We start from the raw sequence: 17,574 nt of genomic DNA, 5'->3' as shown, positions 1-17,574 counted from the left end.
GTGAGACGCAGAATCGCACTCCGCGCTGCGGATTCGTGCGATTCTGCGTCTGCTCGGCCTACAGGGTGCAGCGATTGCCGTAGTCGAACGAGCGCACCCGGACCGGATGTCCGAGCGGTTCGCCGTCGGTCAGCAGCGCGATCAATTCGTCGTCCTCGGTGGTCGACAGGAACCGGCTGCCGTCGTCCAGCCGGCCGATGATGATCCCGGTCGGCCTTCCGTCGTCGCGCCGGACCGTATAGGTCTCGACGGTGCCGGCACCGTCGGCGTTCTCGGTCACCGGCCGCGTCGGCCGGCCATCGATCTGCGCCTGCAGCGAAGCGCTGCGGTCCGGCTTCCATTCCGCCGGTGTGGTGGAGTAAACGCCGACCGAGTACTTGCTCAGGAGGCCGCCGTTGGCGCCGACGAGACCGAATTGCCCTGGCATGCTTCGCATTTGGGCGACCGTCTCCGCGACGGCGTGCATGGAGTAGTTGTTGCCAGCGCCGCCGAAGAACGGCAGCCCACCGGTCAGGGTCAGGCCGCGCGGGTCGTCGGGCGCGATCCCCAGGCCGTCGCAGATGTTGAACACCGGCACCGGGAAGCAGCTGTAGAGATCGAAGGTGGCGACGTCGTCGACACCGATGCCGGCCATGCCCAGCGCCCCGCGCGCCGCCAGGACGGCCGACGGGGCGTGCCCGAGATCCGGGCGCTCCAGCAGGGCCTGCTCCTCCAAGTCGGTGTGCCCGTGCAGGTACACCCAGTTCCGCTCGGGCACCCCCAGGCGACGCGCCGCCTCCACCGACATCAACAGCGCCGCGGCCCCCTGGTTGACCTGATCGCGGGCGACCATCAGCCGGGGGTAGGGCTCCGCGATCATCCGGTTGGACTCGGTCACGGTGATCAGTTCGTCGACGGTGCGCTCGACCGGCGCGGCGGCGAATGGATTGTTGGCGGCGACCTTGGTGAACGGCGCGAACAGCTCGCCCATCCGCCGCCGATACTCCGCCGGCCCGAGCCCGGTTCCGGCCCGGCGGGCGTTCTCCAGCAGCGCATATTGGATCGGCGCGCTGGTCAGGCCGTGAACGACCGTATAGCGCGAGATGAGTTTCTCGATCCCGTGGCCGCGGTCCTCCAGGTCCCCGTCCACGGTCTCGGTGAAGTCCGGCTTGGTGTCGGCCTTCGCGAAGTGTCGCAGCGTCGAGGTCGCGTCCGACCCGAAGATCAAGGTGACGCCCGAGCGGCCGGCGGCGATCTCGGCGGCCAGCTCGCTGATCAGGTGCTGCGGGCCCTGTCCCCCAACGATTTCCAGGATCGCGCGCCCGGGCTCGGCCCCGAGGCGCTTGGCCACGGACCGCGGGTAGTTGTTCGACCGCCCCAGCACCGCCGTGGCGATCGGCCCGGAGATCTCGAACTGCCGCACGCCGGCGACGGTGTCGACGGCCGCCGCCACCGACCCGACGTCACCGCCGCAGTCGACGAGGGCGGCGCGGGCAGCGGCGGCGGCCAGCTCCACGGGTGACATCGCCCGGTACCCGGGGTCGTCGATGCGCTCCGCGGACTGCCCCACGCCGACGACGACGGGCGTGCTCGGGTCGAGGCTCACGTGCGAAACCCGTTACAGGCCGGCCAGAATCTCCCGGGCCAGCGCGGCCGTCTCCGACGGCGTCTTGCCGACCCTGACGCCGGCGGCCTCCAGGGCGTCCTTCTTGGCGGCCGCGGTGCCCGAGGACCCGGACACGATGGCGCCCGCGTGGCCCATCGTCTTGCCTTCCGGGGCGGTGAATCCCGCGACGTAGCCGACGACCGGCTTGGATACGTGGGCCTTGATGTAGTCGGCCGCGCGCTCCTCGGCGTCGCCGCCGATCTCACCGATCATCACGATGACCTTGGTGTCGGGGTCCTTCTCGAAGGCCTCGATGGCGTCGATGTGGGTGGTGCCGATCACCGGGTCGCCGCCGATGCCGATCGACGTGGAGAACCCGAAATCGCGCAGCTCGTACATCATTTGGTAGGTGAGCGTGCCGGACTTGGACACCAGCCCGACGGGGCCGGAGCCGGTGATGTTGGCCGGGGTGATGCCCACCAGCGCTTCGCCCGGGGTGATGATGCCGGGACAGTTCGGTCCGATGATGCGGGTCTTGCCGCCCTTGTCCAGGTTGTACGCCCACGCGTAGGCGGTGTCCTGCACCGGGATTCCCTCGGTGATGACCACCAGCAGCGGGATCTCGGCGTCGACGGCCTCGATGATGGCGTCCTTGGCGAATTTCGGCGGCACGAAGATGATCGAGACGTCGGCGCCGGTCTTCTCGATCGCCTCGACCACGCCGCCGAACACCGGCAGCTCGATGTCGTTGCCGCCGGCGTCCTTGTGCGAGACCGTGGTGCCCGCCTTGCGCGCGTTCACGCCGCCGACGATCCGGGTGCCCGCCTTGAGCATCCGCGCGGTGTGGACCGTGGCTTCGCTCCCGGTGATGCCCTGGACGATGACCTTGTTGTCCTTGTTCAGAAAGATCGACATAGTGAGAAAGTCCTTTCGTCAGGCGCTCGCCAGTTCGGCGGCCTTGTCGGCGGCCTCGTCCATCGTCGGCACCAGCGTCACCAGCGGGTGGTTGGCCTCGGCCAGGATGCGACGGCCTTCCTCGACGTTGTTGCCGTCGAGGCGCACCACCAGCGGCTTGTTGGCCTCGTCGCCGAGGATTTCCAGCGCCTTGACGATCCCGGTGGCGACGGCGTCGCACGCGGTGATCCCGCCGAAGACGTTGACGAACACGCTCTTGACCTGCTTGTCGTTCAGCACCACGTCCAGCCCGGCGGCCATGACCGCCGCCGAGGCGCCGCCGCCGATGTCGAGGAAGTTGGCCGGCTTGACTCCGCCGTGCTTCTCACCGGCGTACGCGACCACATCGAGGGTCGACATGACCAGGCCCGCGCCGTTGCCGATGATGCCGACCTGCCCGTCGAGCTTGACGTAGTTGAGGTCGTGCTCCTTGGCCTTGAGCTCCAGCGGATCGGTGGCGTCGCGGTCCTCGAACTCGGCGTGATCGGGGTGGCGGAAGTCGGCGTTGGCGTCGAGCGTGACCTTGCCGTCCAGCGCCAGGATCCGGTTGTCGGGCGTGCGCACCAACGGATTGACCTCGACCAGCGTGGCGTCCTCGCCGACGAAGAGCTCCCACAGCTTGGAGATGGTGACCGCGGCCGCGTCGAGCACCTCGGCCGGCAGGTGGCCCCGCTCGGCGATGGAACGCGCGGTCGCCACGTCGACGCCCGTGACGGCGTCCACGGGAACCTTGGCGAGCCGGTCGGGCTTGGTGGCGGCCACCTCTTCGATCTCCATGCCGCCCTCGACCGAGCACATCGCCAGGTAGGTGCGGTTGGCGCGGTCGAGCAGGAAGGAGATGTAGTACTCCTCGGCGATGTCGCTGGCCTCGGCGACCAGCAGCTTCTTCACGACGTGACCCTTGATGTCCAGGCCGAGGATGTTCTTGGCGTGCTCGTAGGCGTCGTCGGGCGTCGCGGCGTATTTGACGCCGCCGGCCTTGCCCCGGCCCCCCACCTTCACCTGCGCCTTGACCATCACCGGGTGACCGATCTCCTCGGCGATGGCCCGGGCGCCCTCGGCGGTGTCGGTCACCCGACCGGGCGTGCTCGGTACGTTGTGTTTGGCGAACAACTCTTTTGCTTGATACTCGAAAAGGTCCATGGGCTCACTGTCTTCGCTTGACTTGCTAGGCCTATACGTGGGCGGTGCCGATCGGCAACTCGCACGCTGGCACTGTATCCACCCGTCCGACGGCTGCTACCGTCGCGTCCACCGATGTGGCACAACTCACGGCATACCGGCGGCCCTTAAACGTGATCCAAATCACAATATTGGTCCGGTTTTTGCCCCACGGTTGCCAGCCCGGTCGGTGAGCGGATACCTTCCTTAAGGTCCAGATAACGTTATGGTCACGATACGAGGACATTTCAGCTTGTCCCAGCACCGTTTCGCTCGTTCTACCGCCAAAACCGGCGTGGTGAGAGTGGGTCGCGCGGCGGGTGCCCGGTGGACGGAACCCCACCCAAACGAAGTCACCGAGATCCTTCCGCTCGACGGGTTCGACTTCGACGACCTGGACTTCGTCGATGAGTGGGGCGACCTGAGCGACCTGGACTTCAGCAATGACTCGACCTTCGACAACGAAGCCCAGGTCCTGCTCGCCCCCGAGCTTGACGATCTGCACGACGTCGACGATCTGGGCCCGCTCCAGCTGGCAGTGCCGGTCCCGGTGAGATCCCTGCCCGACGCCGACGCCCGTCGTTCCTATTATTCGGACATCACCGACGTCATCCCCGTGATACGGCGCGGCGGCCAGCATCGGAAGCAGCCGACCAGCGCGGCAAAGGGCCGCCTGCTGATCTCGGCGATGGCCGCCGGCGCGGCGGCCGCGGCGGCCCACACGGTGACCAGCCATGCCGATACGCCGAAACCCGAGGCCGTGCTGACCGCCAACGCGTCGGCGCTGACGGGCGGGGCGGGCAGCAACACCGTCCGCGGGGCGCAGGTGATCGCGGTCCAACCGGCGGCGAATGCCGCGGTGCACAACCAGGAGCTCGCCAAGGGCCTGGCGTTCGCGAACGATCGCGCTCAGCGCGAGGCGCGGTTGCAGCAACCGCTCTATGTCATGCCGACGAAGGGCATCTTCACCTCCAACTTCGGCTACCGCTGGGGTGTGCTGCACGCCGGTATCGACCTCGCCAACTCGATCGGGACACCGATCGTCGCGGTCTCCGACGGTGTCGTCGTCGAGGCCGGGCCGGCCGCCGGCTACGGGATGCTGGTCAAGCTGCGCCATGCCGACGGCACGGTCACGCTCTACGGCCACATCAACACCACGCTGGTCAGCGTCGGCCAGCGCGTGATGGCCGGCGACCAGATAGCCACCATGGGCAACCGGGGCAATTCCACCGGCCCGCACCTGCACTTCGAGGTGCTGCAGAACGGCACCGAAAGGATCGACCCGGTCCCATGGCTCGCAAAGCGTGGACTTAACGTCGGCAACTACGCTGGCTGAGGTGACCGCGCCCAACGACCCCCCTGCCGCCGCACCCCCGCCCGAGCCTGCCGCGCCGCCCTCCGAATCTCACACGCGGATCATCCGGCGGGCACCGACCGGGCCGATGCCCGTCGTGCCCGAGAACCCGACCACCCAGATTCCCCGACAGCCCGCGCCCGGCACGGTCGGACTGGGTGTGGGCGGCGAGTCGAGCGGCCGGACCGCCGTCGCCGCCGCGGCGGTCAGCATCGTCAGCGGGTGGGCCACGTCGGTGGTGGCCACCGACCTGATCGCCGGCTGGTGGAGAACCGACCGCCTGTTTTGCCTCGCGGTCGCCTTTCTCGCCCTGGTGTTTGCGATCACGACCGTGTCGGGCGTGATCATGTTGCTGCGGCGTCGGCCGCTGGGGCGGTACCTGATCGTGGCCGGCGCGGTGGTCGCGGTGCTGACCTACGGCGGCGTGTTCATCGCGGGCGCGCGCGTCGCGTGGATCGTTTACGTCCTTTGGGTGCTGCCGGTCGCCAGCGTCGTGCTGGCCATGCACCCGCAAACCAAACGCTGGCTGCAGGCCTGACGAGGCGAGGCCCCGCCCGCGGTTCCTCCCGCGCCAAGCCACCCGCCCCACCCGCGCCGCGCCGCCCGCGCCGCCGCCCGCGCCGAGCGTGTTCTCAGGGCGAGAAATTCGCGAAAACCTCGCCCTGAGAACACGTTCGGCGGATTAGAGCTTGCTGATCGGGGCGTGGTTGTGCATCAGCTTGACCCGTCCCGAGCTGCCGAAGTCGATCAGCGACATCGCCGATTCGCCGACGCCAGAGACTTCCTCGACGCGGCCCAGCCCGTACTTGTCGTGAGTCACCCGGTCGCCGGGCTCCAGCACCAGCGGCGGGCGCTTGCCAGATCCCGAGCGGGTGGGCGACGGGCGCGGCGCGCCGAACCGTCCGGCACCGCTCACCGGCGCGCTGAACGACGACGCGGGAGCGCTGCGCCGCCAGTCGATGAGCCCCTGGGGGATCTCTTGCAGGAAGCGCGATTCCGGGTTGAGCATCGGCTGTCCCCAGGACGACCGGACGATGGCCCTGCTCACGTACAGCCGCTGACGGGCCCGGGTGATGCCGACGTAGGCCAGCCGGCGTTCCTCGGAGAGTTCGGTGGGGTTGTCCAACGACCGCATGTGCGGGAACATCCCGTCCTCCCAGCCGGTGACGAACACCACCGGAAACTCCAAACCCTTTGCGGTGTGCAGCGTCATCAGCGTGACCACGCCGGCGCCGTGCTCGGGGATTTCGTCGGAGTCGGCCACCAGCGACACCCGCTCCAAGAACGCCGCCAGCGCACCGGTGTCCGGCACGTCTTCGTCGTCCGGGGCCTGTAAAGCGACCGCGTTGGCCTCATCGGCGCTGAACTCGTGTGCGACGCCGACCAATTCGTTGAGGTTGTCCAGCCGGGCCAACTCCTGCGGATCGGTGGAGGACTCCAGCTCGCTGCGGTATCCGCTGCGTTCGAGCACCAACTCGACCAGCTCACCGAGGTCGTCGTCGAGGTGGCCCCTCAGGTCGTCGAGCAGCTCGACGAAACCGGCGATCGCCTTCTCCGCGCGGGTATTCAGCATCGGCACCTTGCCTTCGGCCGCGGCCACAAGCGCGTCGGCGAAACTGGCGCCGGTGTTCTCGGCGTACACCGCCACGCAGGCCTCAGCCCGATCGCCGATGCCGCGCCGCGGCGTGTTGAGGATGCGGCGCATGCTGACGGCGTCACCGGGGTTGTCCAGCACCCGCAGATAGGCGACGATGTCGCGGATCTCCTTGCGTTCGTAAAAGCGCACTCCCCCAACGACTTTGTACGGGATCCCGGCGCGGATGAAAACCTCTTCCAACGACCGCGACGAGTTGTTGGTGCGATAGAAGACGGCGACATCGTTGTAGGTGATCTCACCCCGCTCGGCGAGCGCGTCGATTTCTTCGGCCACGAACCTGGCCTCGTCGTGCTCGTTGTCGGCGACGTAGCCGACGATCAGCTCACCGTCACCGGCGTCGGACCACAGCCGCTTTTCCCGGCGTCCGGTGTTGCGGGCGATCACCGAGTTGGCCGCCGACAGAATGTTTTGCGTCGAGCGGTAATTCTGTTCCAGCAGAATGGTTGTCGCGTCGGGATAGTCGCGCTCGAAGTCCTCGATGTTGCGGATGGTGGCGCCGCGGAACGCGTAGATCGACTGATCGGCATCGCCGACCACGCACAATTCGGCCGGCGGCACGTCATCGGGCGAGGCCTGGTCTTGTGGAACGTCGCGACCGACCAATTCCCGCACCAGCACGTACTGGGCGTGGTTGGTGTCCTGGTACTCGTCGACCAGCACGTGCCGGAAGCGGCGCCGGTAGTACCCGGCGATCTCCGGGAAGGCCTGCAGCACCGCCACGGTCTCGCCGATCAGGTCGTCGAAGTCCAGCGCGTTGGCCGCCCGCAGCCGACGCTGGTATTCGCCGTAGACGCTGGCCACGGTGCGGCTCAGCTCGTCGGAGTCATCCGACAGGTTGGTCACGGCCTGGTCGGGGTCGATCAACTCGTTCTTCAGATTGGAGATGGCGTTGGCCAGCAGGCGCGGCGAATAGCGCTTGATGTCGAGCCCCATGTCGCGGCCGATCATCTGCAGCAGACGCCGCGAGTCGTCGGCGTCATAGATCGAGAAGTTGGAGTTGAGGCCCTCGACGAGGGACGCCTGGCTGCGCAGGATGCGGACGCAGGTGGAGTGGAAGGTGGACACCCACATGGCCGGCGCGGTGCGGGCTCCTATGAGCCGCACCACGCGCTCGCGCATCTCGGCGGCGGCCTTGTTGGTGAACGTGATGGCCAGAATCTGGCCGACGCCGACGCCCCTGGCCGCGATCAGGTAGGCGATGCGGCGCGTCAGCACCGCCGTCTTTCCCGAGCCCGCGCCCGCGACGATCAGCAGCGGCGAACCCTCGTGGACCACCGCCTGGCGCTGTTGTGGGTTGAGGCCGTCGAGCAGTCGATCCGCTTCGGGGGCGGGCTTGGTGTCGGTTGCGTGAACGCTCATGTCGGTCCAAATTTACCGCCGCCGACCGACAGCCCCGCCGGCCAGGCCGTCCACGACCGAAGCGCGGCGGGGCCGCACCGCTCCTCGCAGCTCAAGGGCCCGTTTTGCGCCTCGCTTTTTGCGCGCACGCGCCCATTAGTGGCACACTCGGTTGGTGCTCAACGCGCAGCATCGATTTTTCTACGGGTACCGGCCAGCGGTGCCCGTGGTCTAGCTGCTTTCGCAGAGCCCCGTGGTCCGCTTCCGGATACGGGGCTCGTCTCTTTTGTGAGGCCCGATACCGGATGAGACCAGAACCCCCACATCACGAGAACGCGGAGTTAGCAGAAATGGACATCGAGATGATCGATACCGAACAGGCAGCCGACATCGAAGAGTTGCGGCTGCAGATCGACCGCCTGGACGCCGAAATCCTTGCCGCGGTTAAGCGCCGCGCCGAGGTGTCCCAGGCGATCGGCAAGGCCCGAATGGCCTCCGGCGGCACCAGGTTGGTCCACAGCCGCGAGATGAAGGTCATCGAGCGCTACAGCGAGCTCGGTCCCGAGGGTAAGGATCTCGCGATGCTGCTGTTGCGATTGGGTAGGGGCCGGCTCGGCCACTGATCGCCGGGCCTCCCAGCCCTGGCTCCATCGCGTCGGCCCCCATTAGGGTCGAACCATGACCTCCGTGCACACCATCCCCGACATCACCGCCACCCCGGCGTGGGACGCCCTGCGCAGGCATCACGAACACATCGGCCAGACCCATCTACGGCAGTTCTTCGCCGACGACCCCGATCGCGGGCGCGAACTCGCCGCTACGGTCGGCGACCTCTACATCGATTACAGCAAACACCGCATCACCCGAGAGACGCTGCGGCTACTGATCGATCTGGCCCGCACGGCTAACCTCGAGGAGCGCCGCGACCAGATGTTCTCCGGCGTGCACATCAACACCTCGGAGGATCGCGCGGTGCTGCACACCGCGCTGCGGCTGCCCCGGGACGCCGAGCTGGTCGTGGACGGCCAAAACGTCGTCGAGGACGTCCACGCCGTGCTGGACGCCATGGGCGACTTCACCGACAGGTTGCGCAGCGGTGAATGGACGGGGGCCACCGGGAAACGGATCAGCACCGTCGTCAACATCGGGATCGGCGGGTCGGACCTGGGTCCGGTGATGGTCTATCAGGCGCTGCGCCACTATGCGGACGCGGGAATTTCGGCGCGCTTCGTCTCCAACGTCGACCCCGCCGACCTGATCGCAAAGCTGGCCGACTTAGACCCCGCCACAACGCTTTTCATCGTCGCGTCGAAAACCTTCTCCACCCTGGAGACGCTGACCAACGCGACCGCGGCGCGCCGCTGGCTGACCGACGCGCTCGGCGACTCCGCGGTGGCCAAGCATTTCGTGGCCGTCTCCACCAACGAGCGCCTGGTCGACGACTTCGGCATCAACACCGACAACATGTTCGGGTTCTGGGATTGGGTCGGCGGGCGTTACTCGGTCGATTCGGCGATCGGGCTGTCGTTGATGGCCGCCATCGGCCGGGAGGCGTTCGCCGATTTTCTGTCCGGATTCCACATCGTGGACGAGCATTTCAGGACGGCGCCGCTGGAGTCCAACGCGCCCGTCCTGCTGGGCCTGATCGGGCTGTGGTACTCCAACTTCATGGACGCGCAATCGCGTGCCGTGCTGCCGTATTCCAACGACCTGGCGCGTTTTGCGGCCTATCTGCAACAGCTGACGATGGAATCCAACGGCAAGTCGACTCGCGCCGACGGCACGCCGGTCACCACCGACACCGGCGAAATCTTTTGGGGCGAACCGGGAACCAACGGCCAGCACGCCTTCTATCAGTTGCTGCACCAGGGCACCCGGCTGGTGCCGGCCGATTTCATCGGCTTCAGCCAGCCCCTCGACGACCTCGCCACGGTCGAGGGCACGGGCAGCATGCACGACCTGTTGATGAGCAACTTCTTCGCCCAGACCCAGGTGCTGGCGTTCGGCAAAACCGCCGAAGAGATTGCGGCCGAAGGCACGCCCGCCGACATCGTGCCGCACAAGGTGATGCCCGGTAACCGGCCGTCGACGTCGATCCTGGCCGACCGGCTCACGCCCTCGGTGCTGGGCCAGCTGATCGCGCTCTACGAGCATCAGGTGTTCACCGAGGGCGTGATCTGGGGCATCGACTCCTTCGACCAGTGGGGTGTGGAGCTGGGCAAGACGCAGGCCAAGGCGCTGCTCCCGGTGATCACCTCCGACGCCTCGCCGGCGCCGCAGTCGGACAGCTCGACCGACGCGCTGGTGCGTCGCTACCGAACCGAGCGCGGCCGGGTCAGCTGACCCGGCCCCTTCCCGCGAGCGTGCGCAGAATGCCACCGCGAGGCGGCGTGTCGTGTACAAACACGCACGCTCGCGGTGAAGGGGGGTGGGGGGCGGGGCTACGCGAACGCCTTGGTGAAGCGGGGCGGCAGCACCCGCATCAGCCGCACCAGCGGTGCCCACGGCCACCGCGGCACGACGGCCCGGCCGGGCTCGCGTTCGATGGCGTCGACCAGCGCCCTAACGCCAGTTTCGTTGTCCACCATGAACATCGTGCTCGCCGACCTGGCCGTCATCTCCGACTCGATGTAGCCCGGCTCGATCACCGAGACCCTGATGGGGCCTTTGGCGTATTCGGCGCGCAGCGATTCGCCCAGCGACCGCACGCCGGCTTTGCTTGCGGCATAGGCGGCTTTGACGCCCGGCACGCCCTTGGCGCCGAGCACCGACGAGATGAGCACCAGATGACCAGACCCGGTCTTGTGGAACATCTCCAGCGCCGTCTCGATCTGCACCAACGCTGCCACCAGGTTGGTCTCGATGGTCGCCTTGTTGGCCCAGAGCTTGCCGGAGCCGAGCTTGGCGCCCTTGCCGATGCCGGCGTTGACGATGACGCGGTCGATGCCGCCAAGCTCGTCGGCGACGTCGGCGAACACCTTCGGCACCTGCTCGTGGTCGTTGACGTCCAGGGCCGCGACCGCGATCTTGACGCTTGGATACCGTTGCGATAGTTCGGCTTTCAGCTCGTCGAGCCGGTCGGTGCGACGGGCGCACAACGCCAGGTCGCGACCCTTGGCGGCGAACGAACGGGCCATCCCGGCGCCCAGGCCGGAACTGGCGCCCGTGATGAGGATCTTCTGGCGGGCCACCCGGGCAGCATATCCAGTGCCACCCCGGCGTCGGGTTGTCGGCCTCGACAGCGGCGCCACAAGTCGGCGCGCCTACTTCAGCAGCCGCGACATGCGCCGGTCGGCCAGCACCTTGCCGCCGGTCTGGCAGGTCGGACAGTACTGAAAAGACTTGTCCGCGAACGACACCTCGCGCACGGTGTCCCCGCACACCGGACACGGCAAGCCGGCGCGGGCATGCACCCGCAACCCGGAGCGCTTCTCCCCTTTGAGCGTGGCGGCGCCCTGGCCGACGGACCGTTGTACGGCGTCGGTCAGCACCGACACCATCGCGCCCTGCAGGGCGGCGAGCTGGTCGTCCGATAATTTCCCGGCCGTGGCGAACGGCGAGACCTTCGCCACGTGCAGGATCTCGTCGCTGTAGGCGTTGCCGATGCCGGCGATCACCTTCTGGTCGGTGATGACCGTCTTGATGCGGCCCGAATTGCCGGCCAGCAGCGCGGCCAGGTCGTCGACGCCGAGCTCCAGCGCGTCCGGGCCGAGGCCCGCGATGCCCGGGACCTGCTTCGGGTCGTCGACCAGCCACACGGCCAGCCGCTTTTGCGTGCCCGCCTCGGTGAGGTCGAAGCCGGGCGCCTCACCCGGCGTGCCCAAATGCACGCGCAGCGCGATCGGGCCCTTGCCGGGCCGCAGCGGCGCCGCGGCCAGCTTGTCGGACCACCGCAACCAGCCCGCGCGCGATAGGTGGGTGATCAAGAACAGCCCCTCCGCCCGCAGGCCCAGGTACTTGCCCCACCGCTCGGCCCCGTCGACGGTCCGGCCGCGCAGGGCGTCGATCCCCGGGTCGAAGGTTTTGAGCACCGAGAACGCCGCGACGTCGACACGACCGACCGTCAGGCCGACCGCGTGCCGCCGCAGATGGTCGGCGAGGGCTTCGACCTCGGGAAGTTCGGGCACATGTTCAGTCTGCCTCAGCCCGGCCTGAGCAAATAGGTGTCCATGATCCAGCCGTGCCGGGCGCGGGCGTCGGCCCGCAGCGCCGCGATCCGCGTCCCGACCTCGCCGACGGTGCCGGCCACCAGCAGCTCGTCGTCGGTGCCCAGGTAGGCGCCCCACCAGATCCGGGTGTCGGGCGGGCACGCCTGAAAGGAACAGTCGGCGTCGAGCATCACCAGGGCCGAGCCCTTCAGGCCGGCCTGGCGCAGCCGCCTGCCGGTGGTGATCAGGACCGGTTCACCGACCTCGTTGAGTGGGATGCGGTGTCGCGCCGTCAGCGCCTGCACCGCGGTGATGCCCGGGATGACGTCAAAGGTGAAGTCGACCTCGGCCGCGACCGCCTCCAGGATGCGCAGCGTGCTGTCGTACAGCGACGGATCGCCCCAGGCCAGGAAGGCGCCCACGCCGTCGGGCCCGAGCTCGGTGGAGATGGCGTTCGCCCATACCCGTGCGCGCGCCGCGTGCCAGTCGGAGACCGCCTCCCGGTAGTCGCCGTCGCTCGACCGTGTGGGATCGGGCAGCTCGACAAAGCGGTATCCGGGCCGCCGGACGAACCGGGCGCAGATCTCCCGCCGCAGGGCCACCAGGTCGCCTGTCGCCTCGCCCTTGTCCGCCGCGAAGAACACCTGCGTGCAGTTGAGCGCCTCGATCGCCTGGACGGTCACGTAGTCGGGGTTGCCCACGCCGATGCCGATGACGTGGATATGCCGACTCACCCTGTCCTCCTCGCGCGTGGTCGCCGCATAATTCTGTGTGAGTCAACCGAACCGAAACCCCGAGGGCCTAGCCGGGACCTCAGGTACCCGATACCATGGGTACCGACTGAAGCGATCTCCCTGCCGTAAGGAAGCACTGAAGGGACACCAGCGATGACCACTGCGGTGAAACCAGAGGGTCCGAGTCGTGAAGAGTTCTCGGATCGTCTGCTGAAGGGCTCGGTCAAAAAGTCCTACGAGCCGATCGTCGACATCGACTGGGATGCGCCGCTGGACCCGGACAAGTTCTATCTGCCGCCGCGGCTGGTGTCGCTGTACAACACGCCGATGTGGGACGAGATGACCCGCGAGCAACAGATCGAGCTGTCGCGCCAGGAACTGGTCAACACGCTGTCGGCCGGGATCTGGTTCGAGAACATGCTCAATCAGTCGCTGCTGCGCACCATCCTGCACGAGGACCCGACGAGCCGGTCGACGCATTACAAGCTCACCGAGCTGGGCGATGAGACCCGCCACATGGTCATGTTCGGCAAGGCCATCGAGCGCATCGGCGCCAAGCCGGTACGCCCGCGGCTGTTTTACCGGATGATCATCAACGCCCTGCCGCTCGCCTTCCAGCGGGGCTCGATGCTGTGGGTCGCCGCCCTGATCGGTGAGGAGATTTTCGACTCGCTGCAACGGCAGATGATGGACGACCCGGAACTGCAGCCAATCATCCAACGGCTCATGCGGATTCATGTCACCGAAGAGGCCCGCCACATCCAGTTCGCCCGCGACGGCGCGCGCAAACGGGTCGCCGAAATGCCCCGATTCAACCGCTGGTTCATGGCCAACATCAACGGGCTGGGCGGGTATTTCTTCAACTACCTGTTCAGCAATCCGATCCCGTACGCGCGGGCGGGCCTGGACGCAAAGCGGGCCCGAAAGACCGCGCGCACCAGCGCGCACCGCCGCGAGATACAGGTTGCCGGCTTCGCTCCGCTGGCGGCGTTTCTGACCGAGGTGGGCCTGATGGGCCGCATCGCACGCCGCGGCTGGAAGCGCAGCAGGTTTCTGTGAGCCGAACGCCCACCCCGGCCGAGCCCCGCCACGACGTCGTCATCATTGGCGCGGGAGCCGACGGCCGGAGCGCACGGGCGGCGCTGCGGGCGGCGGGCGTCACCGACGTCGTCACGCTCGACAAGGCGCCCGGGCCCCCCGACGGCCACCTGCGGCCGGGCCGCGACGTCGTCAGTTCACGGTTCGACGACGACACCGACACCTGGCTGCTGACGACGTCGACCGACGAGACCTTCCGGGCTCAGGTCGTCATCGCCGCCTACCGACCGGTGCAGGTGCCCTGGCTGCCGGACATCGCCGGACGCGGCGACTTCCTGGGCGAGTCGTTTCACGCCGCGGCCTGGGACCCCAAGTTCGAGCCGGCCGGCAAGCGCATCGCCGTGATCGGCGCCGACGCCACCGCCGGCCATTACCTCCCGTGGCTGGCGCGATCCGCCGCCTCGGTCACCGTCTTCGCGCACCCGCCGCGCCGGATCGTCCCCGAGTTGCCGTTGCCGGCGACCCGCGCCAAACGCTGGCTACGCCGCCACCTCCGGCCGGCCGCGCCGTCGCGGGCCGCGCCCGGGCTGGTGGGGGCGGCGATCAGCGCCATCGGCCCGTCGAGCATCCGAACCGCCGATGGCGTCGACCATGACGTCGACGCCATCGTCTATGGCACCGGGTTCGCGATCCCCGACCGGGTCTCCGATGACGCGCTGGTCGGCGCCGGCGGATTGACCATCCGGCAGGCCTGGGACGACGGCATGGAGCCCTACCTCGGGGTGGCCTTCCACGGATTCCCCAACTACTTCTTCGTCGGCGGCCCGGACGCCGACGCGCAGGCCCGCCATGTCGCCGCGTGCGTGGCCCTCATGAGGCGCACCGCCAGCGCCCGCATCGAAGTGCGGCGCAGCAGCCATCGGGTGTTCAACGAGCGGGTCAACCTGCGCTCGGCGCGGCCCCATCCGGCGGCCGCGATCGCCAGGGCCTTCGACCTGTCGTCCAGCGCGCCCGAGGACGACGGCACCTACGACGGCGCCGCGACCCTGGAGATATCCGGCGCCGAACATCCCGTGCGCGTCCGGCTCGCCGGCCGCCTGGACCCGATCGACGGCCAGTACCACTGGCAGGGCACGGTTTTTAGTTCCCCATCGCGGCCGCTCCCGCACGACGCACTCACCCGCGCGCGAACCGCGACGCTGACCGTCGGCTCGCGCAGCGCGCCCGCGCGCATCATCGAACGGACCCCGTGGGGGACCCACACGATCGGCGGGGTGGGCGCCCCGCCGTATCCGCCGGGCTGATCCGCCGTTCGAGGTTTGCCGACCGGGACGCATGGGTAATCAGCAGGGGCTCATTTCATCCCACACCGGAGGTTGACCACCAAGGCGAAGTGGGTAACCCCGGTGCATACGCGTGCTCCAGCAGAAGAGTAGACGAGACGGCATGTTCGGCGTGGTGGCGATCGACGCTTCGGACGGGGGCCGACGCACGCAACTCACCCGAGCGGCCACGGGTCCCTGGCGGAGCACCACATCCCTTGTCTCTTGGCGTCGATGTCGCTCACCGGGGCCATAGACGCTTTGCCGCCGAGGGGGCGGGTTCTCAAATAGTTAGCCGGGCGGGAATTTGAGGAGCGGCAGATGAAAACGGACGGCAGAATCGGGCGGGAAAGCCGGAATATGATGACCTCTCCGCTTTCGGCCAAGCCGGAAAAGCGGGAGCCACCATTGCAATTGGGACACGTGCGCTCGCGCGGCATTGTTTCGGGGGCCGCGGTCGGCCAATATAAAACCCTGACCGGAAAGGGGTGGCTACGGTGAGCGCGGTAGCCGAGTCGCCGAGTTCGCTGGCGGTTGTGACGCGGACGGATCAATCGGTGGTCCTTCTGACGGTCGAAGGCGTGCTTGACACCAGCAACTCCGCGGCGCTGCGCGACATCATCATGAAGGCCACGCGCGAGGAACCCTCGGCCATCGTCGTCGACGTGACGGCGCTCCAGGTGCCCGCGAAACCGGCATGGTCGACGTTCATCGGCGCGCGCTGGCAGGTTCGCGGCCAGCCCGACGTTCCGATCGTTCTGGTGTGCGCGGATCGCGCGGCCCGCGACGCGATCACGCGCAGCGAGGTCGCCCGCTTCATGCCGGTGTACTCGACCGAGAAGGGGGCGATCAAGGCGCTCGGCCGGCTGGCGCGTCGCACCGTTCGGCGCGCCGACGCCGAACTGCCCGCGAACCTGACCAGCCTTCGCGAGTCGCGCCGGCTGGTCCGCGAGTGGTTCACCACGTGGTCGCAATCCGCGCTGATTCCGGTCGCGTTGGTGGTCGTCAATGTGTTCGTGGAAAACGTGCTGGAACACACCGGAAGCGTCCCGATGATGCGGCTCGAAACCGATGGCGCGACGGCGACCATCGCGGTGTCCGACGGCAGCACCACCCCCGCCGTGCGGCTGCCGTCGCCGGACAAGGGCATCGACGTGTCCGGCCTGGCGATTGTCGACGCGTTGTCGCGCGCGTGGGGCAGCGCCCCCACCTCGACCGGCAAGACGGTTTGGGCCGTCATCGGCCCCGAGAACCAGCTTTAGTCGGGGCCGCCTGACCCGGCTGGGGCCCGTCGTACGGGGACCCGGACGCGGGTAAAGCTAGAACACGTTCTAATGTCGTGTGACGGCCCCCTCACGGAAGGCAGATGACGTGCGGTTCAGCTACGCCGAGGCAATGACCGACTTTTCGTACTACATCCCGCTGGCTAAGGCGGCCGAGGCGGCCGGCTATCACAGCATGACGATCGCCGACAGCATCGCCTACCCGTTCGAGTCCGACTCGAAGTATCCGTACACCCCCGACGGCAACCGCGAGTTCCTGGACGGCAAGGCGTTCATCGAAACCTTCGTCCTCACAGCGGCATTGGGAGCGGTGACGTCGAGGCTGCGGTTCAACTTCTTCGTCCTCAAGCTGCCCATCCGCCCGCCGGCACTGGTGGCCAAGCAGGCCAGTTCGCTGGCCGCGCTGATCGGCAACCGCGTGGGCCTGGGGGTCGGCACCAGCCCCTGGCCGGAGGACTACGAGCTGCTGGGTGTCCCATTCGCCAAGCGCGGCAAGCGGATGGACGAATGCATCGAGATCGTGCGCGGGCTCACCACCGGCGACTACTTCGAGTTCCATGGCGAGTTCTACGACATCCCCAAGACCAAGATGACCCCGGCGCCCACCCAGCCGATCCCCATCCTGATCGGCGGCCACGCCGACGCCGCGCTGCGGCGCGCGGCGCGCGCGGACGGGTGGATGCACGGCGGCGGCGACCCGGAGGAACTGGACGGGCTCCTCGCCAGGCTCAAGCAGCTGCGCGAGGAAGAGGGCAGGACCGGCCCGTTCGAGATTCACGTGATCTCGGCCGACGCGTACACCGTGGACGGCATCAAGCGACTCGAGGACAAGGGCGTCACCGACGTGATCGTCGGATTCCGCATTCCCTACATCAAGGGATCCGACACCGAGCCGCTGGACACCAAGATCCGCAACCTGGAGATGTTCGCCGAGAACGTGATCGCGAAAGTCTAACCGTCACAGGGGATCACCACCTCGCCACGAGAGTGCAACTACCGA

At 68.0% G+C, this 17,574-nt stretch carries 16 protein-coding genes and 1 pseudogene; 9 read left to right on the top strand and 8 right to left on the bottom strand.

Features of this window, described 5'->3' with window-relative positions:
• Positions 1 to 58: 58 nt before the first annotated feature.
• The 3 genes from G6N25_RS14540 to sucC are packed head-to-tail and all read right to left on the bottom strand — an operon-like array spanning position 59 to position 3,682.
• Positions 59 to 1,585 (bottom strand): acetyl-CoA acetyltransferase, encoded by a 1,527-nt coding sequence (locus G6N25_RS14540; protein WP_083077618.1) that lies wholly within the window; start codon positions 1,583 to 1,585, stop codon positions 59 to 61.
• A gap of 12 nt (positions 1,586 to 1,597) precedes the next feature.
• Positions 1,598 to 2,500: a succinate--CoA ligase subunit alpha gene (sucD, locus tag G6N25_RS14535; protein ID WP_083077619.1), complete on the bottom strand. Its 903-nt coding sequence runs from the start codon at positions 2,498 to 2,500 to the stop codon at positions 1,598 to 1,600.
• An 18-nt stretch (positions 2,501 to 2,518) separates the two neighbouring features.
• Positions 2,519 to 3,682, bottom strand: a complete 1,164-nt coding sequence (sucC, locus tag G6N25_RS14530) for an ADP-forming succinate--CoA ligase subunit beta (RefSeq protein ID WP_083077621.1) — start codon at positions 3,680 to 3,682, stop codon at positions 2,519 to 2,521.
• A gap of 322 nt (positions 3,683 to 4,004) precedes the next feature.
• Between sucC and G6N25_RS14525 the strand changes: the two genes are divergently transcribed.
• Together G6N25_RS14525 and G6N25_RS14520 are read left to right on the top strand one after the other, a co-directional pair.
• Positions 4,005 to 5,036, top strand: coding sequence for a M23 family metallopeptidase (locus tag G6N25_RS14525; protein ID WP_083077622.1), 1,032 nt, complete (start codon positions 4,005 to 4,007; stop codon positions 5,034 to 5,036).
• A 1-nt stretch (position 5,037) separates the two neighbouring features.
• Positions 5,038 to 5,592 carry a hypothetical protein gene (locus G6N25_RS14520; RefSeq protein ID WP_169924635.1) on the top strand — a complete coding sequence of 185 codons (555 nt, stop codon included), beginning with the start codon at positions 5,038 to 5,040 and terminating at the stop codon, positions 5,590 to 5,592.
• Between the two features lie 144 nt (positions 5,593 to 5,736).
• Here the strand turns inward: G6N25_RS14520 and pcrA are convergent, their stop codons facing one another.
• On the bottom strand, positions 5,737 to 8,070 hold the full coding sequence (gene pcrA, locus G6N25_RS14515; protein WP_083077206.1) for a DNA helicase PcrA: 2,334 nt from the start codon (positions 8,068 to 8,070) through the stop codon (positions 5,737 to 5,739).
• Between the two features lie 284 nt (positions 8,071 to 8,354).
• Here pcrA and G6N25_RS14510 point away from each other — a divergent pair, with 284 nt between their 5' ends.
• Positions 8,355 to 8,672, top strand: coding sequence for a chorismate mutase (locus G6N25_RS14510; RefSeq protein WP_083077207.1), 318 nt, complete (start codon positions 8,355 to 8,357; stop codon positions 8,670 to 8,672).
• Between the two features lie 55 nt (positions 8,673 to 8,727).
• Positions 8,728 to 10,392: a glucose-6-phosphate isomerase gene (gene pgi / locus G6N25_RS14505; RefSeq protein ID WP_083077209.1), complete on the top strand. Its 1,665-nt coding sequence runs from the start codon at positions 8,728 to 8,730 to the stop codon at positions 10,390 to 10,392.
• A gap of 98 nt (positions 10,393 to 10,490) precedes the next feature.
• Here the strand turns inward: pgi and G6N25_RS14500 are convergent, their stop codons facing one another.
• The 4 genes and pseudogenes from G6N25_RS14500 to cobF all read right to left on the bottom strand — a co-directional run bounded on the left by G6N25_RS14500 (position 10,491) and on the right by cobF (position 12,931).
• Complete coding sequence (locus tag G6N25_RS14500) at positions 10,491 to 11,240, bottom strand: SDR family oxidoreductase (RefSeq protein WP_083077210.1); 750 nt, start codon at positions 11,238 to 11,240, stop codon at positions 10,491 to 10,493.
• Between the two features lie 72 nt (positions 11,241 to 11,312).
• The gene (locus G6N25_RS23875; RefSeq protein WP_276004702.1) at positions 11,313 to 11,801 is read right to left on the bottom strand and encodes a zinc finger domain-containing protein; all 489 of its coding nucleotides are present in this window, start codon (positions 11,799 to 11,801) and stop codon (positions 11,313 to 11,315) included.
• Between the two features lie 132 nt (positions 11,802 to 11,933).
• Positions 11,934 to 12,176: pseudogene (locus G6N25_RS23870) on the bottom strand (DNA-formamidopyrimidine glycosylase family protein); the annotation flags it as partial.
• 14 nt (positions 12,177 to 12,190) lie between these two features.
• Positions 12,191 to 12,931 (bottom strand): precorrin-6A synthase (deacetylating), encoded by a 741-nt coding sequence (cobF, locus tag G6N25_RS14490; RefSeq protein WP_083077213.1) that lies wholly within the window; start codon positions 12,929 to 12,931, stop codon positions 12,191 to 12,193.
• A 153-nt stretch (positions 12,932 to 13,084) separates the two neighbouring features.
• Here cobF and G6N25_RS14485 point away from each other — a divergent pair, with 153 nt between their 5' ends.
• The 5 genes from G6N25_RS14485 to G6N25_RS14465 all read left to right on the top strand — a co-directional run bounded on the left by G6N25_RS14485 (position 13,085) and on the right by G6N25_RS14465 (position 17,529).
• Complete coding sequence (locus G6N25_RS14485; RefSeq protein WP_083077215.1) at positions 13,085 to 13,990, top strand: AurF N-oxygenase family protein; 906 nt, start codon at positions 13,085 to 13,087, stop codon at positions 13,988 to 13,990.
• A gap of 275 nt (positions 13,991 to 14,265) precedes the next feature.
• Positions 14,266 to 15,273 carry a DUF4873 domain-containing protein gene (locus tag G6N25_RS14480; protein ID WP_232065954.1) on the top strand — a complete coding sequence of 336 codons (1,008 nt, stop codon included), beginning with the start codon at positions 14,266 to 14,268 and terminating at the stop codon, positions 15,271 to 15,273.
• A 339-nt stretch (positions 15,274 to 15,612) separates the two neighbouring features.
• Entirely contained in the window at positions 15,613 to 15,792 is a 180-nt protein-coding gene (locus tag G6N25_RS14475; RefSeq protein ID WP_142272870.1) for a hypothetical protein, read from the top strand.
• Positions 15,780 to 16,553: an STAS domain-containing protein gene (locus G6N25_RS14470; RefSeq protein ID WP_232065805.1), complete on the top strand. Its 774-nt coding sequence runs from the start codon at positions 15,780 to 15,782 to the stop codon at positions 16,551 to 16,553. The genes G6N25_RS14475 and G6N25_RS14470 overlap by 13 nt, the downstream gene beginning before the upstream one ends.
• A gap of 109 nt (positions 16,554 to 16,662) precedes the next feature.
• Positions 16,663 to 17,529, top strand: a complete 867-nt coding sequence (locus G6N25_RS14465) for a TIGR03619 family F420-dependent LLM class oxidoreductase (RefSeq protein ID WP_083077218.1) — start codon at positions 16,663 to 16,665, stop codon at positions 17,527 to 17,529.
• Positions 17,530 to 17,574 lie beyond the last annotated feature (45 nt).

It is taken from the genome of Mycobacterium heidelbergense (assembly GCF_010730745.1).
In the GTDB taxonomy this organism is placed as follows: Bacteria; Actinomycetota; Actinomycetes; order Mycobacteriales; family Mycobacteriaceae; genus Mycobacterium; species Mycobacterium heidelbergense.
This window is presented reverse-complemented; position numbering and strand designations above follow the sequence as displayed.